Origin of the sequence: Nocardia vulneris (assembly GCF_001613425.1) — a bacterium.
Classification (GTDB): domain Bacteria; phylum Actinomycetota; class Actinomycetes; order Mycobacteriales; family Mycobacteriaceae; genus Nocardia; species Nocardia vulneris.
Window position 1 is genome coordinate 13,135 of sequence record NZ_BDCI01000025.1, and the last position, 15,328, is coordinate 28,462.

General features: G+C 69.1%; 16 protein-coding genes and 1 pseudogene. 14 read left to right on the forward strand and 3 right to left on the reverse strand.

What is annotated here, in order from left to right; translation table 11 throughout:
* Positions 1-57: 57 nt before the first annotated feature.
* The 11 genes from rpsM to NVU01S_RS26975 all read left to right on the forward strand — a co-directional run bounded on the left by rpsM (position 58) and on the right by NVU01S_RS26975 (position 10,148).
* Positions 58-432 carry a 30S ribosomal protein S13 gene (rpsM, locus tag NVU01S_RS26925; RefSeq protein ID WP_014981767.1) on the forward strand — a complete coding sequence of 125 codons (375 nt, stop codon included), beginning with the start codon at positions 58-60 and terminating at the stop codon, positions 430-432.
* A 9-nt stretch (positions 433-441) separates the two neighbouring features.
* A complete protein-coding gene (gene rpsK, locus NVU01S_RS26930) occupies positions 442-855 on the forward strand; it encodes a 30S ribosomal protein S11 (protein WP_014981768.1) in 414 nt (137 codons plus the stop codon).
* Positions 856-875: 20 nt separating this feature from the next.
* Complete coding sequence (gene rpsD, locus NVU01S_RS26935; RefSeq protein WP_014981769.1) at positions 876-1,481, forward strand: 30S ribosomal protein S4; 606 nt, start codon at positions 876-878, stop codon at positions 1,479-1,481.
* A 112-nt stretch (positions 1,482-1,593) separates the two neighbouring features.
* On the forward strand, positions 1,594-2,652 hold the full coding sequence (locus NVU01S_RS26940; RefSeq protein WP_014981770.1) for a DNA-directed RNA polymerase subunit alpha: 1,059 nt from the start codon (positions 1,594-1,596) through the stop codon (positions 2,650-2,652).
* 49 nt (positions 2,653-2,701) lie between these two features.
* Positions 2,702-3,229, forward strand: coding sequence for a 50S ribosomal protein L17 (rplQ, locus tag NVU01S_RS26945; protein WP_043677315.1), 528 nt, complete (start codon positions 2,702-2,704; stop codon positions 3,227-3,229).
* Between the two features lie 111 nt (positions 3,230-3,340).
* A complete protein-coding gene (gene truA, locus NVU01S_RS26950; RefSeq protein WP_373864217.1) occupies positions 3,341-4,210 on the forward strand; it encodes a tRNA pseudouridine(38-40) synthase TruA in 870 nt (289 codons plus the stop codon).
* Between the two features lie 51 nt (positions 4,211-4,261).
* A complete protein-coding gene (locus NVU01S_RS26955) occupies positions 4,262-5,083 on the forward strand; it encodes an LLM class F420-dependent oxidoreductase (RefSeq protein WP_043677314.1) in 822 nt (273 codons plus the stop codon).
* Positions 5,084-5,195: 112 nt separating this feature from the next.
* Complete coding sequence (locus NVU01S_RS26960) at positions 5,196-6,668, forward strand: MFS transporter (protein ID WP_043677312.1); 1,473 nt, start codon at positions 5,196-5,198, stop codon at positions 6,666-6,668.
* A 46-nt stretch (positions 6,669-6,714) separates the two neighbouring features.
* On the forward strand, positions 6,715-7,374 hold the full coding sequence (locus tag NVU01S_RS26965) for a response regulator transcription factor (RefSeq protein WP_014981775.1): 660 nt from the start codon (positions 6,715-6,717) through the stop codon (positions 7,372-7,374).
* Positions 7,375-7,387: 13 nt separating this feature from the next.
* On the forward strand, positions 7,388-8,818 hold the full coding sequence (locus NVU01S_RS26970; RefSeq protein ID WP_043677309.1) for a sensor histidine kinase: 1,431 nt from the start codon (positions 7,388-7,390) through the stop codon (positions 8,816-8,818).
* Positions 8,819-9,233: 415 nt separating this feature from the next.
* On the forward strand, positions 9,234-10,148 hold the full coding sequence (locus tag NVU01S_RS26975) for a TAXI family TRAP transporter solute-binding subunit (RefSeq protein ID WP_043677307.1): 915 nt from the start codon (positions 9,234-9,236) through the stop codon (positions 10,146-10,148).
* On the opposite strand, the gene NVU01S_RS26980 is transcribed toward NVU01S_RS26975, so the two are convergent.
* The gene (locus tag NVU01S_RS26980; RefSeq protein ID WP_029903264.1) at positions 10,149-10,472 is read right to left on the reverse strand and encodes a metal-sensitive transcriptional regulator; all 324 of its coding nucleotides are present in this window, start codon (positions 10,470-10,472) and stop codon (positions 10,149-10,151) included.
* A gap of 212 nt (positions 10,473-10,684) precedes the next feature.
* Between NVU01S_RS26980 and NVU01S_RS26985 the strand changes: the two genes are divergently transcribed.
* Both NVU01S_RS26985 and NVU01S_RS26990 read left to right on the forward strand, forming a co-directional pair.
* Positions 10,685-11,494, forward strand: a complete 810-nt coding sequence (locus NVU01S_RS26985) for an S-methyl-5'-thioadenosine phosphorylase (RefSeq protein ID WP_043677305.1) — start codon at positions 10,685-10,687, stop codon at positions 11,492-11,494.
* A 32-nt stretch (positions 11,495-11,526) separates the two neighbouring features.
* Positions 11,527-12,540, forward strand: coding sequence for an NAD-dependent epimerase/dehydratase family protein (locus tag NVU01S_RS26990; protein WP_043677302.1), 1,014 nt, complete (start codon positions 11,527-11,529; stop codon positions 12,538-12,540).
* Here NVU01S_RS26990 and NVU01S_RS26995 read toward each other — a convergent pair whose 3' ends face one another.
* The gene (locus NVU01S_RS26995) at positions 12,541-13,530 is read right to left on the reverse strand and encodes a GAF domain-containing protein (protein ID WP_043677299.1); all 990 of its coding nucleotides are present in this window, start codon (positions 13,528-13,530) and stop codon (positions 12,541-12,543) included. It abuts the gene before it with no gap.
* Positions 13,531-13,741: 211 nt separating this feature from the next.
* Between NVU01S_RS26995 and NVU01S_RS27000 the strand changes: the two genes are divergently transcribed.
* The gene (locus NVU01S_RS27000; RefSeq protein WP_043677297.1) at positions 13,742-14,302 is read left to right on the forward strand and encodes an NADPH-dependent FMN reductase; all 561 of its coding nucleotides are present in this window, start codon (positions 13,742-13,744) and stop codon (positions 14,300-14,302) included.
* Positions 14,303-14,377: 75 nt separating this feature from the next.
* Here NVU01S_RS27000 and NVU01S_RS44305 read toward each other — a convergent pair.
* A pseudogene (locus NVU01S_RS44305) lies at positions 14,378-15,328 on the reverse strand (type VII secretion protein EccE); the annotation flags it as partial.

The window sequence follows — 15,328 nt, forward strand, 5'->3', positions numbered from 1 at the left end:
CTACGACGAGGGGACGGACAGGGAGCAGACCTCCGACACAGTGAAGGAACCTGCCACATGGCACGTCTCATGGGTGTCGATCTCCCGCGTGAAAAGCGCATGGAGATCGCGCTGACCTACATCTACGGCATCGGCCGTACCCGCTCCAAGGAGATCCTCGCGGCCACCGGCGTCAGCCCGGACCTGCGCAGCAAGGACCTCAGCGACGACCAGGTGACGCAGCTGCGTGACTACATCGAGAGCTCGCCCGAGCTCAAGGTCGAAGGTGACCTGCGCCGCGAGGTGCAGGCCGATATCCGTCGCAAGATCGAGATCGGCTGCTACCAGGGTCTGCGCCACCGTCGTGGCCTGCCCGTGCGTGGCCAGCGCACCAAGACCAACGCGCGCACCCGCAAGGGCCCGAAGCGCACCGTCGCCGGCAAGAAGAAGTAGGGATAACCGATGCCTCCGAAGTCACGGGCCTCCGGCCCCAAGAAGACCCAGAAGTCGCGTCGCCGGGAAAAGAAGAACGTCCCGCACGGCCACGCGCACATCAAGAGCACGTTCAACAACACGATCGTGTCCATCACCGACCCGAACGGCAACGTCATCTCCTGGGCGTCCTCGGGTCACGTCGGCTTCAAGGGTTCGCGCAAGTCGACCCCGTTCGCCGCGCAGCTCGCCGCCGAGAACGCTGCCCGCAAGGCGCAGGAGAACGGCGTCAAGAAGGTCGACGTCTTCGTGAAGGGCCCGGGTTCGGGTCGCGAGACCGCGATCCGCTCGCTGCAGGCCGCCGGTCTGGAAGTCGGCACGATCTCCGATGTCACCCCGCAGCCGCACAACGGCTGCCGTCCGCCCAAGCGGCGTCGCGTCTAGCGGGAAAGGATAGATAACACATGGCTCGTTATACAGGCCCCATCACCCGCAAGTCGCGTCGTCTGCGTGTCGACCTCGTCGGAGGCGACCAGGCGTTCGAGCGTCGCCCCTACCCGCCCGGCCAGCACGGCCGCGCGCGGATCAAGGAGAGCGAGTACCTGCTCCAGCTGCAGGAGAAGCAGAAGGCTCGCTTCTCCTACGGCGTCATGGAGAAGCAGTTCCGCCGGTACTACGAAGAGGCCAACCGCCTCAAGGGCAAGACCGGTGACAACCTGCTTCGCCTGCTGGAGTGCCGTCTCGACAACGTCGTGTACCGCGCCGGTCTGGCGCGCACCCGTCGTCAGGCGCGTCAGCTGGTCAGCCACGGCCACTTCCTGGTGAACAACCGGGCCGTGAACGTCCCCAGCTTCCAGGTGACCCAGTACGACATCATCGATGTCAAGGAGAAGTCGCTGGGCACGCTGCCGTTCCAGGTGGCGCGCGAGACCGTCGGTGACCGTCCGGTTCCCGGCTGGCTGCAGGTCCTTCCGGGCCGGCTCCGGATCCTGGTGCACCAGCAGCCGGAACGCGCTCAGATCGATGTGCCGCTGCAGGAACAGCTGATCGTCGAGTACTACTCGAAGTAATCGGCTCTGCCGCTGTTCCCTTCCGTCGTCCTCGCGAAAGCCGGAGGACGGAAGGGAAACCCCCAGAACGAGGCGTCAAATAGCGGGCGCCCAAACAGGAGGATGATCCTAAATGCTGATTTCACAGCGTCCGACACTGACCGAAGAGGTCGTCGCCGAGAACCGCTCGAAGTTCACCATCGAACCGCTCGAGCCGGGTTTCGGTTACACCCTGGGCAATTCGCTCCGGCGTACCCTGCTGTCCTCGATTCCGGGGGCCGCGGTCACGAGCATTCGTATCGACGGCGTGCTGCACGAGTTCACCACCGTTCCCGGGGTGAAGGAGGATGTCACCGACATCATCCTGAACCTCAAGGGTCTGGTCGTGTCCTCGGAGGAGGACGAGCCGGTCACGATGTACGTGCGCAAGCAGGGCCCCGGCACCGTCACCGCGGGTGACATCGTGCCGCCGACCGGTGTCGTCGTACACAACCCGGATATGCACATCGCCACCCTGAACGACAAGGGCAAGCTGGAGATCGAGCTCGTGGTCGAGCGCGGTCGCGGCTACGTCCCGGCCGTGCAGAACAAGGCGTCGGGTGCGGAAATCGGCCGGATCCCGGTGGATTCGATCTACTCGCCGGTGCTCAAGGTGACCTACAAGGTCGAGGCCACCCGTGTCGAGCAGCGCACCGACTTCGACCGGCTCATCCTGGACGTGGAGACCAAGAACTCCATCAGCGCGCGGGACGCGCTCGCCTCGGCGGGCAAGACCCTGGTCGAGCTCTTCGGCCTGGCCCGCGAACTGAACGTCGAAGCCGAAGGCATCGAGATCGGCCCCTCGCCGGCCGAGGCGGATCACATCGCCTCGTTCGGTCTGCCGATCGAGGACCTGGACCTCACCGTCCGGTCCTACAACTGCCTCAAGCGCGAGGGTGTGCACACGGTGGGCGAGCTCGTCGCCCGCACCGAGTCGGACCTGCTGGACATCCGCAACTTCGGCCAGAAGTCCATCGACGAGGTCAAGGTCAAGCTGCACGCGCTCGGCCTCTCGCTGAAGGACAGCCCGGCGTCGTTCGACCCGTCCAGCGTGGTCGGCTACGACGCGAGCACCGGAACGTGGAGCGACAGCGGCACGTTCAGTGACACCGACGGTGGCGAGCAGGACTACGCCGAGACCGAACAGCTCTAGGCCGCTGGGGTAGGCACCCCGGCCCGGCCTCACACAAGGAGAACAAACCATGCCCAAGCCCAAGAAGGGTGCCCGCTTCGGCGGGTCGGCGTCGCACCAGAAGGCGATCTTCGCCAATCTGGCGACGGCGCTCTTCGAGCACGGTCGAATTTCGACCACCGAGGCCAAGGCCAAGGCGCTGCGCCCCTACGCGGAGAAGCTGGTCACCAAGGCGAAGGGCGGCACCCTGGCCGACCGTCGCGAGGTGCTCAAGGTGATCCGTAACAAGGACGTCGTGCACGAGCTCTTCGCCACGATCGGTCCCTCGTTCGAGGGTCGCGAGGGTGGCTACACCCGCATCACCAAGACGCTGCCCCGCAAGGGTGACAACGCGCCGATGGCGATCATCGAGCTGGTGCGCGAGAAGACCGTGACCAACGAGGCCGACCGGGCCCGCCGGGTCGCGGCGTCCAAGAAGACCGAAGAGGCTCCGGCCGCCGAGGTCGTCGCCGAGACCGCCGACGAGGCAGTCGCCGAGACCGCTGAGGCCGAGGCCCCGGCTGCCGACGAGGCCGCTGAGGAGAAGAAGGACGCCTGAGATCGTATTCCCCGCACCCGCGGGGATGATCCAGACGCCTGACGTCCGGAGTTCTCGAATGAACCCGCCGCCCGCTCTGCGGGTCGGCGGGTTCATTCGTTATGACAGGAGATCGTTGTGACGGTGCAGGATTCGGCGGACCCCGCCGCGCAGTCACCCGCCCCGGTCCGGGTTCGGCTCGACATCGGTTACGACGGCACCGATTTCACCGGTTGGGCGCGCCAGCCGGGACTGCGCACCGTGCAGGGCGTGCTGGAGGAATCGCTGACGAAGGTGTTCCGGGAGCCGGTGCAGTTGACCGTCGCCGGCCGCACCGATGCCGGCGTGCACGCCGAAGGTCAAGTCGCGCACTTCGATACGGCCGCCGAGGTGGACCCCGCCAGACTGGTGCACCGGATGGCCCGGTTCCTGCCGAAAGATGTGCGAATCAAGGAGGTTCAGCTCGTCCCGGCCGAATTCGACGCTCGTTTCTCGGCGATTCGCCGGCACTACGCGTACCGGCTGACCACTGCCCGCTATGGTGCGGAACCGTTGCAGGCCCGCAGCGTGGTCGCCTGCCGCCACGACGTCGATCTCGGGGCCATGCGCGCGGCTTCGCGAAAACTGCTGGGCCTGCACAACTTCGCTGCCTTCTGCCGGCGGCGCGAGGGCGCGACCACGGTGCGTGAGCTGCAGCGCTTCGACTGGGAACAGGAGGGCGAGCTGCTGACCGCCTACGTCAGCGCGGACGCGTTCTGCTGGTCGATGGTGCGCAGCCTGGTCGGCGCGGTGCTCGCGGTGGGGGAGGGGCGGCGCACGCCGGACTGGGTGGCCGGTCTGCTCCAGGAGACCGAACGCTCCAGCTCGGTCACCGTCGCGCCCGCGCACGGCTTGAGCTTGATCGCGGTGGACTATCCCGCCGACGCCGACCTGGCCGCGCGCAACGCGCAGACCAGAGAGGTGCGTACCGTGCCCGCGGCACACGGCTGCTGCGGCGACTGACGAACGGCATCGCGCGCGGAATAGGCTGCGCGGCCGGATCGTTCCGCAAGCATGACCTTTGATCAGTTCGGACGGTTCGGTGTATGGCGGGCGTACAACGGGTTCAGCCCGGAGGACGCACGGGAGCTGGAACAGCTCGGCTACGGGACGCTGTGGCTGGGCGCGTCGCCGCCCGGCGAGCTGGACACGGTCGAGCCGCTGCTGGCGGCGACCGAGACGATCTCGGTGGGCACCAGCATCGTGAACGTCTGGTCGACGCCCGCGAAGGAAGCCGCCGCGTCGTTCCATCGGATCGAAGCGAAGTACCCCGGCCGGTTCCTGCTCGGTGTCGGTGTCGGTCACCCGGAGCACGCCGGTGACTACCGCAAGCCCTACGACGCGCTCGTGGACTACCTGGACGAACTCGATGCCGCCGACGTCCCGGTGCAGCGTCGGGCCGTCGCCGCGCTCGGCCCGCGGGTGCTGAAGCTGGCCGCGGAACGTTCCGCCGGCGCGCTGCCCTACTTCGTGCCCGCCGCGCATACCGCGCAGGCTCGCCCGGTGATCAGCTCGGACGCGCTGCTCGCGACCGAGCACAAGGTTCTCCTGTCCGAGGACGCGCAAGCGCGTACCGCCGCCGAGCAGACGGTCAACTTCTACCTCGGCCTCACGAACTACGTCTCCAACCTGCGCAGGCTCGGCTTCACCGACGAGGAAGTAGCCGATCCGAGCGGTCGCGTCTTCGACGCCGTCGTCGCGCACGGCACGCCGGAGGCGGTCGCCGCGCAGCTGATCGCGCACCTGGACGCCGGCGCCGACCACGTCGCGGTGCAAGCCCTGGACGACGACTACCTCGCCACCCTGCGCACCCTCGCGCCGCTGCTGCGCTCCTGACGCGATACCCCTAAGGGAACGTTAGAAAGCGACCCGGACGGTTCCCCCGGGCCTGTGACTGGCCACACACTCGTTCTTGCTGACGCGCTGAGGCGTCGAAGAAGGAGATCTTGTGACTACGACACAGCCCGCGGGTGAGCGCCGGGTCGTCGCGAACGTGCTGCGCGGTTCGATCGGCAACCTGGTCGAATGGTACGACTGGTACGTCTACGCGGCGTTCAGCGTGTACTTCGCGAAAACGTTCTTCCCCAAGGACGATCCGACGGCGCAGCTGCTGTCCACGGCCGCGGTGTTCGCCGTCGGCTTCCTGATGCGCCCGATCGGCGGCTGGTTGCTCGGCCGCTACGCCGACAAGTTCGGCCGCCGGTCGGCGCTCACCCTCTCGGTGACGGTGATGGCGGCGGGTTCGCTGCTGATCGCGGTGACTCCCGGGTACCAGACGATCGGTATCGCCGCACCGGCGACCCTGTTGATCGCCCGCCTGCTGCAAGGACTTTCGGTCGGCGGCGAATACGCCACCAGCGCGACGTATCTGTCCGAGGTGGCCTCCTCCGGCCGGCGCGGTTTCTATTCGAGCTTCCAGTACGTCACCCTGGTCGCGGGTCAGCTCGTCGCGCTCGGTGTGCAGATCGTCCTGCAGCAGTTCCTCACCAGCGCCGAAATGAACAACTGGGGTTGGCGCATTCCGTTCGTCATCGGTGCGGCGGGCGCGCTCATCGTGATGTGGCTGCGCCGCGGCATGGACGAGTCCGCGCAGTTCCGGGCCGCCGCGGACGCGGACAACCGGGTGTTCGTCACGGACGGGATCACCGAGCACGCCTATCAGCACGGTAAGGACCAGGCTGCGGCCGCTGCCGCGGCGCACGAGGGCGCACCGAAACCGGAAGCCGCGCGCGGTTCGCTGCGGATGCTGTTGCAGTACCCGCGCGAATGCCTGCTGGTGATGGGGCTGACGCTCGGCGGGACGGTGGCCTTCTACACCTACACCACCTACATGCAGAAGTTCATGATCAACACTTCGGGCATCTCCAAGGGCACCGTCGCGTGGATCAACTTCATCGCGCTGCTGGTGTTCGTGGTGTTGCAGCCGTTGGCGGGCGCGCTGTCGGACCGGATCGGCCGGCGCAAGCTGCTCATCTTCTTCGGCGTCGCGGGCACGCTGCTGACCGTGCCGATCATGACGGTGCTGGCGCACACCACGAATGTGCTGGCCGCGTTCGCCTTGATGATGCTGGCTCTGGTCATCATCACCGGCTACACCTCGATCAACGCCATCGTGAAGGCCGAGCTGTTCCCGACCAAGATCCGCGCCCTCGGCGTCGGCCTGCCCTACGCCCTGACCGTCGCCATCTTCGGCGGCACCGCGGAAACCATCGCCCTCGCGCTGAAGAAGGCGAACCACGAGTCGGTGTACTTCTGGTACGTCGCAGGGTGCATCCTGATCTCGCTGGTCACGTACTTCTTCATGCGGGAGACCTCGACGTCGTCGACCATCGACGCCGAGGGCGCCACCACCACCGCCGACACTGGGGTCGGCGCCAGGGTGGCCGAGCCGGATCGTCAATTGGCCACTGTGCGTGACTGACCGCCCGGCACACGCGCCGATCCACCCGTTATGGGAGGATCGGCGCGTGCGGCTTGCGGTGGTCGAAGATGACGACGGCGTCGGTGACGCGCTGGTAGAAGCGCTCAACGCCCGTGGCTACCGCGCGGAACGCAAGCGGCGCGGCGCGGATCTGCTGACCGCGCACCGCGGTTACGACGCGGTCATTCTCGATCTCGGCCTGCCCGACGCCGACGGCTTGCAGATCCTGCGGCAGCTGCGCGAAGTCAGTCAGGTGCCGGTGCTCATCCTGACCGCGCGCAGCGACGAACGTTCGATCGTGCGCGGACTGCGCGGCGGCGCCGACGACTATCTGGTGAAGCCGCCGCGGATCGCGGAGCTGATGGCCCGCCTGGAGACCGTCACGCGGCGGGCGGCCGCGGCGGCCCAGCCCACCCAGGCGGTGGTGGTCACCGGTGACGTGCGGGTCGATCTGCAGGCGCGGCTGGTCGAGGTGGCGGGGACGCCGATCACGTTGACGCAGAAGGAATTCGAACTGGTCGAGGCGCTGGTGGAGCGGCCGGGGGCCGCGGTGAGCCGCCAGCAGCTGATGGACCGGATCTGGGGCGACGCGTTCGTCGCCGTGTCGCGGTCGCTGGACGTGCACATGACGGGGTTGCGCGCCAAGCTGAATCGGCCGGGACTGATCACCACCATTCGCGGCTACGGGTATCGGTGGGGGCAGTGATCAGGGGCAGGGCGTGCGCCGCCGCCTACTCATCGCGCTGACCGTCTTCGCCGCGATCGCGGTGCTGGCGTTCGCCGTTCCGCTGTCGCTGACGGTCGCGACCAGCCGGACCCAGACGCTGGTGCTCGCTCGTTCCGGCGATGCCGATCGCTTCGCGAATCTCGCGGCCGCCGCCGCGACCACCGGGGACAGCCGTGCGCTGTCGGATGAGGTGGGCCGCTATCACGAGTTGTACGGCGAGAACGTGCTGATCGTGGACGCCAAGGGTGCGACGACCGCCAACGGCGGTGCAAGCCTGAACGATCCGGGGATCGGCGCGGCCGTGGCGGCGGCGCGGCGCAACCAGCGCCCGCACGTGCCCGGCCAGCTGACGCCGTGGGGTGCGCGGACGGTGCTCATCGCCCGGCCGATCGGGACCGGGGTGCAGGTCGGCGGGGCCGTGGTGATCCAGGCGTCCACCGCGCGGGCGCGGGCCGATATCGCGCGGACGTGGGGGTTCATCCTGCTCGGCGGTGCCGGTGCGATGGCGCTGTTCACGCTGCTGGCGCTGACCCTGAGCCGCTGGGTGCTGCGGCCGCTCGCGGCGCTCTCGGGCGCCGTCGCCGAACTCACCGCGACTCTGCCGAAGCCGCCCGCAGGGCAGGTCGCCGCCGGGCCGCCGGTGTCGATCGCCGGCCATCACGGCGGTCCGCCCGAAATGCGGGCTGTGGCGGAATCTTTCGACGCGATGGCGCTGGCCGTCGCCGATTCGGTGGAGGCGCAGCGCCAGCTCGTCGCCGACACCGCGCACGCCATGCGGAACCCGCTGGCGGCCTTGACGATACGACTCGACTCGCTGGAGCCCGCGATACCGGGCGACGCGGCGGCCACCTTTCGTGGTGCCAGTGCCGAGGTGGAGCGGCTGGCCGCGCTGCTGGACGGCTTGCTCGCCCTCGCCGTGGCCGAGACGCCCGCCGCGTTCGATGCCGCCCGGCTCGCCGAGGCCGAGAGCCGTTGCGACGCCGTGCAAGTGGTCGCCGACCGGTTCGACGCGTGGTGTTCGGCCTACGAATCGTCCGGTCAGGAGTTGAGTGTCGCACCGGCGGTCGCGCACGCCGAGGTCGCGGTGTCCGCGGACGTGCTGGCCCAGATCCTCGATGTGCCGCTGAGCAATTCGTCGCGCTATGCCGGGGCGGGCGCGCGCACCGAGATCGTGGTCGCCGTCGCACCCGGCTGGGTCACGGTGACCGTGCACGACGACGGAGCAGGCGTGCCGTCCGACGAGATCGCCAAGCTCACCACCCGTTTTTACCGCGGGTCGACAGCGGTGCGCGGCGGCTCCGGCCTCGGCCTGCCCATCGCCGCGGCGCTCGCGCAGGCCCGGGGCGGGACACTCACCGTCGAACCCGTGCGACCCCACGGCCTGTCGGTCCGGGTGCGCCTACCTGCAGCGGTGCTGGAATGAGCACGGGGGTGGTCGAATCTGTTGGCGCGGTGAAGGTTTGGGTGTGGACCGCGGGGGTGGTCCGGTCGGGTGTCGCGGTGAAGGCTCAGGCATGGACTGCGTGGGTGATCGGGTCCGTTGGCGCGTTGAAGGCTTGGATGTGGACTGCGCGGATGATCGAATCCGGTGTCGCGATGAATGTTTGGGTGTGGATCGCGCGGGTGACGCTGCGTCGATGGAGTGCATGCGCGCCGCTGGGCGGTCGGAATCGCAGGCTACGGGCGCACGGGACTCGAGCAGTTTTGCGCGGACGAATCGTCACCCATGGTTGGGCCGGCGGATCGGCTGAAAGCCCTGTCGCCGAGTCGCTTCGGTCGCCCGATGCGTGTCCGGGCCGAACCCGGGGCAGTGCCGCGCACCGTGCGGGGAGGATGCGATGACCGTGCGGCGACGGGGTTTCCTGGCGCTGGCCGGGGTGGCGGCGGCGGGCGTGGCCGGGTGTGGGCCGAGCGGCGGTGGTCCGTTGGTGCGGATGGCGTCGGGGGAGGTCGGTGGTTTCTATCATGCGTTCGCGGGATTGCTGTCGGCCGCGGCGGCGCGGTCGGGGAAGGTGCGGATCGAGCGGGTCACCACCTCGGGGTCGCAGGAAAATCTGACGCTGTTGACCCAGGGGCAGGTGGATGCGGCGCTGGCATTGTCCGATTCGGTGGGGGACAGCGCGGACCGGATGCTGGCACTCGGCCGGGTGTACGAGAACTATCTGCAGCTCGTGGTGCGGTCGGACAGTCGGATCGGCAGCGTGGCCGAGCTGCGCGGCGCGCGGATCAATCTGGGTGCGGACGGGTCGGGTGCGGCGCTGACCGGCGAGCGGATCCTGCGGGTCGCCGGGCTGGATCCCGCGACGGACGTGGCGGTTTCGCATCGGCCGCTGCGCGAAGCGGTGACGGCGCTGGCCGCCGACGAGTCGGACGCGCTGCTCTGGGCGGGCGGCGTGCCGACGATGGTGCTCCAGGTGCCGGCGCGCATGCGCCTGGTGGACATGGGTGAACTGGCGGCCCCCATGCGCGAGCGGTTCGGTCCGGTATACGACCGGGTGGAGATCCCCGCCGACGCCTACCCCGGTGGTTCGGCGGTGCACACCATCGGCGTGGCGAACCTGCTGCTGGTCGCGGCGGGCCTGCCTGCCGATACCGCCGCCTCGATCGTGGAACTACTGGTGTATCAAGCGGATTCGCTGGTGCCGACCGAGGCGGCGGGCACCCAGTTCCTGGACGGCCGCTCCCTGATCAGCACCGCCCCCATTCCGCTGCACCCCGGCGCCGCGGCGGTCTACCGGAGGTGGCACGGCTGATCAGGAGCGGACCAGGCGCGCGATGGCGTCGGTCGCCTCCTTGATCTTCGCCTCGGCTTCGGGGCCGCCGGCGACGGCGGCATCGACGACGCAGTGGCTGATGTGGTCCTCGAGCAGGCCCATCGCCACCGCCTGCAGTGCCTTGGTCATCGCGGAGACCTGAGTGAGGATGTCGATGCAGTACTTCTCTTCCTCGACCATCCGCTGCAACCCGCGCGCCTGCCCCTCGATCCGGCGCAGCCGCTTGAGGTAGTCGTCCTTCGCGGTGATGTAGCCGTGTGCCGCGTGATCGTGCGCGTCGTGCTCCTGCGGGGTGGGTGCCACCGGTGCTCTCCTCGTCGATTGCCGGTCCGTGACCGGACCGGATTCATACCCCCCTAGGGTACAGTTCCCGGACCGGCTTGTCAGGTCAGCGCCGGTGGCGCCGTGTTGCGCCCCGATGCCGTCCATCATCGCCGACGGCACCGACAACCGCGCGCACGGCCGGTGCGGGGGCCGTTGCTCGGCTCGCGGGCCGGGACGGGAGAATTGCGGCCATGAGTTCGCATGCCAGGCCCGCGCTCGCCGTCGTCGGCGGGAGTGGGTTCTACGATTTCTTCGACAACGAGGCGACCCAGGTCGAGGTCGAGACGCCGTATGGAGCGCCGAGCGCACCGATCGCGATCGGTGCGGTCGAGGGTCGTCCGGTGGCCTTCGTGCCCCGGCACGGCAAGAATCACGAGTTCGCGCCGCACACGCTGCCCTACCAGGCCAATATGTGGGCGCTGCGCTCGCTCGGCGTGCGCCGGGTGTTCGCGCCGTGCGCGGTGGGCAGCCTGCGCGGGGACTGGGGCCCGGGCACCGTGGTGGTGCCGGATCAGCTGGTCGATCGCACCTCGGGCCGCCCGCAGACCTACTTCGACGGCGGCGGCGTGCACGTGTCGTTCGCCGATCCGTACTGCGACGAACTCCGCACCGCCACCATCAAATCCGCGGACGACACGCTGCCGATGAAGGGTGCGGGCACGATGGTCGTCGTGCAGGGCCCGCGATTCTCCACCCGGGCGGAGAGCCGCTGGTTCGCCGGGCAGGGCTGGGATCTGGTCAACATGACCGGGCATCCCGAGGCGGTGCTCGCCCGTGAACTCGAAATGTGCTATTCCGCAGTGGCTTTGGTGACCGACCTAGACGCCGGGCTGGAGGAGGGCGCGGGCGTGCACGCGGTCGACGTCTTCGCCGAGTTCAAGCGCAATCTGGCCCCGTTCAAGGACCTGATCCGCCGCTCGGTCGCCGCGGTCACCGAGACCGACACCTGTGACCGTTGCCGTGTTCATACCGGGGTGTCGCTGCCATTCGCGCTACCGTGACCATGCGGGGGTGCCGAACAGAGGTGCGGTGAATGAGAGTTCTGGTCACCGGCGCGGCCGGGTTCCTGGGTACACATGTGCGCGCGGCCGCGGCGGCCGCGGGGCACGAGGTGATCGGCATCGACCTGCTGCTCGATGCTGTGCACGGCCCGAACGCCGAACCGCCGGACGGGGTTTCGCGGGTCGACGTGCGCGACGGCGCGGCGCTGGCGCCGCTGCTCGCCGGGATCGACGTGGTCTGTCATCTCGCGGCGGTCAGCGCGGGCAGCCCGGCCGATATGGCGACGCACAACGACCTCGGTACCGCGGCGCTGCTGGGTGCGATGGAGCAGGCGAAGGTGCGCCGGCTGGTGCTCGCCTCCTCGATCACGGTCTACGGCGAGGGTCGCTACCGGAGTGTGCGCGGCGGGCCGTTCTTCCCTGGCCTGCGCAGGCGGGCCGACCTGGATCGAGGGCTGTTCGATCATCGCGCCCCGCGCACGGGTGAGGTGCTCACCTGGGAGCCGGTCGGCGAGGATGCGCCGCTGCGGCCGCGCGGCAGCTACGGCGCGAGCAAGGCAGCCCAGGAAAACTACGCGTTCGCTTGGGGTTTGGGCGTCGGCGGCGCGGTGACCGCGCTGCGCCTGCATCAGGTCTACGGTGACGGCGCGCGGACCGGGCTGGTCGGGCAGTTGCGGGCCGCGCTGGACGAGGGCCGCGCGCCGCACGTGTTCGAGGACGGCGGCCAGGTCCGGGACTTCGTGCACGTCCGCGATGCCACCGCGGCGCTGCTCGCCGCGATCGAGCGAGCGCTGCCCGGGTTCGTGCCGCTGAATATCGCGTCCGGCTGGCCGATCACGCTGTGGGAGCTCGCCTCGATCATGGCCAAGGCTCGCGGGGGACCGCCGCCCGTGGTCACCGGTCAATACCGCATCGCCGACGTCCGCCATTTCGTGGCCGATATCGAAAGAGCCAAACGCACGCTGGGATTCGCGCCTACGACACCGCCCGCCCAGGGGCTGGCCGAGTTCGCCGCCGCGCAGGCCACCGCCGCCACCGGCGGCTGATCACGCCGGGTGCGCGGGGAGGTCCAGCTGCACCAGCGCGAACTCGGGCACGGCCGCGCCCGTGGTGCCGCCGGGCAGCGGCGAGGCCTCGAGGTCGGCGACGAGCCAGTCGCCGTTGTCGGTGGCCAGGCGGACCCCGGTCAGCGTCACCCGTTCGACGCCGGCGCGGATGTCGTCGCGCGCCGCGACGATGCGTGCCCGGTCGGCCGGATGCGGCACGGTGCGTTCGTCGATGCCCCGTCCCCAGCGCAGCGCGGGGACGGGCTCGGTGACCCAGCGGATGAGCCGGATCTGGGCTAGATCGACGATGGCCAGGTAGAGGTTCGGCTGCGCGCCGCGCAGCAGGTCCAAGGTCGCCGCTTCGAACGATTTACGCTGCGGAGCAACGCTTTCGGTGACATCGACGGCCAAACCGAGCCAGTGGTAGCGGTTCTCGTCCGGATTGTGCGCGGCGAGCAGCAGGGTGCGCGGGCCGGTGCGCGCTCGCACCGTCGCGGTGTCGAGCCAGCGGACGCCCGGCGTGGATCGGGCCAGTGTCGCGACGAGTTCGAGTGCGCCGTCGAAACGTTCGATGATCTCGAAGGATTCTGCACCGATCCAGATGTTGTGCTCGTTGTCGAAGTTCGCGCCGAGATCGTAGGAGAGCGCCTCGATCCGGCGATTGCGCGCGTCGACGCTGAACGCCGCCACGCCGACCGGCTCCGGTGGTTCCGCGCTGCCGACCCACAGCCGCACAGCATGCACGCGGCCGTCGGGCCCGTGTAGTGGTACCGCGCGCAGGTGCTGCCCGGACCAGTCGTGGCGCGACTGCGGCAACTCCTGATCGATGACCGTGCCACCGGTGTAGGCGGCCGCGATGAACGGCTGCAACCGGGTGGACACCGCGCGCTGGAACGACTTCCACTCCCGCGGCGCGGTGCCGACCGCGAGCAGCGACCAGGTGTCGACATGACCGAGCGTCTCGATCAGCAACCAGCGTCCGGTTATCACAATCCCCCTCCCCGAAGTCGAACACTATGCCACGGTCAGGCGGCTATCCAGTGCATATCGTGCCTGATTCGGTCGTCTGCGCGGCCGATGGGTCCGGCGAAGCTCGGTCTGCCCGAGGAGCTCGCGTCCCGTGCAGCACAAGCGAAACCGGACGGTCTCGACCACCTGTGAGCTGACCAAGCGGCCGCGGTGCGCGGGTTAAGCTCGCGCGGTGGACACTCCATTGCGGCTCGAGGTCATCGTGGCCAGTGTGCGTCCGGAGCGGTTCGCTCCGGTGGTCGCCGACTGGCTGTTGCGCACATTACGCGCGCACGACGAGTTCGATACGGGTGTCATCGATCTGGCGGACACTTTGTTGCCGACCGAACTGATTGAAACCCCGGAAGTGGTCCAATATCGCACCAGATTGGCCGCCGCGGACGCGTTCATCGTGGTGACCTCCGAGTACAACCACGGTTACCCGGCCGCGCTGAAGACCGCGTTCGACACCGCCAAGCACGAATGGCGGGCCAAGCCCATCGGATTCGTCTCCTACGGCGGACTGTCCGGTGGACTGCGCGCGGTCGAGCAACTCCGTCAGGTGGTCGCGGAGATCCACATGGTGTCGATCCGCGAGACGGTCAGCTTCCACCAGGCCAAGAAGCGGTTCGATGCGGCAGGGGAGACCGCGGACGGCGCCGCGATCGACGCCGCCGCCCGCATGCTTCGCCAATTGTCCTGGTGGGCAAGAACTCTGCACGCGGCGCGAGCGACCGACCCGTACCCCGCCTGACGCGCGCATTTCAACGCGCCGGGCCCGATTTTCGCCGACGAATGTGTGCGGCGCCGTGCAGGAACGCGTGCGGCGTCAGCCGACGGGTGCGCCGCGGCGACCGCGCGGGTGGCCGATGTAGGTGGCCTCACGCGGGATGGAGACCAGGGTCAGGTCCACCTGGGCGGTGCCGGTGCGCAGGATGACGTGATTGCCGATCGCCGCCGGCTGATGGATGGACAGGTCCGGCCGGGTGGCGGGCCAGCCCATCGGATCGCCGGTGACGTAGATCGTGGTGACACCGGCGTGCGGGGCGGGCGCGAGCACGCCGTCCACCACGGTCGCGGTGAAACCCGCGTCGGACTGGTGCGTTTCGACCGCGAGGGTCAGCCGTTCCGGATTGCCGATGGTGGTGACCAGGTTCTCCCAGGCGTGCGCCCGGTCGGTGCGGATCAGCACCCGCTCACCGACCGCGAGCGCGCGGAACACCAACTGCTGGGCGAGATAGAGTTCGCCCGCCACGTACACCGTCGAGATGCCGGTGCCGACGATCCGCACCGCGACGCCGTTGCCCTCGTCGTCCGAGCCGATCAGCTGGCCACAGCCCGAGGAGGGCAGGTGCAGCGCGTCGATCACCTCGATCGGGTATTCGCTCATCGGCACCGTGCCGTCGACGCCGGGCACGGCGAGCGGCAGATGGGCGAGCAGTCCGTCGCGGTGCCGTCCGTTCATCGAGACCATGCCGGCGAGCTTGCTGCGTTCGGGCAGCTCACGCGCCGTCAACCGCCAGGCCGCGCCGATGCTCACCGCCTCGGCCGAACTACCCGGCCGCAGCCGCACGGCCACCGTGGTGCCCCGCGAAGGCGCCACCCACAGCTGGGCGAGCAGGTCGGAGCCGAGCTTCTTCGGATCCACCGCCATGCCGATGTTCACGCTGTTGCCGATTTCGGCGTAGCGCCAACGATGTTCGAGAGTGCGCGGGTCGAAGCCGCCGGTGATCTGCAGGACCGCCTTCTTGATCTCCGGGGCGGTCAGGATGCGCGCGTT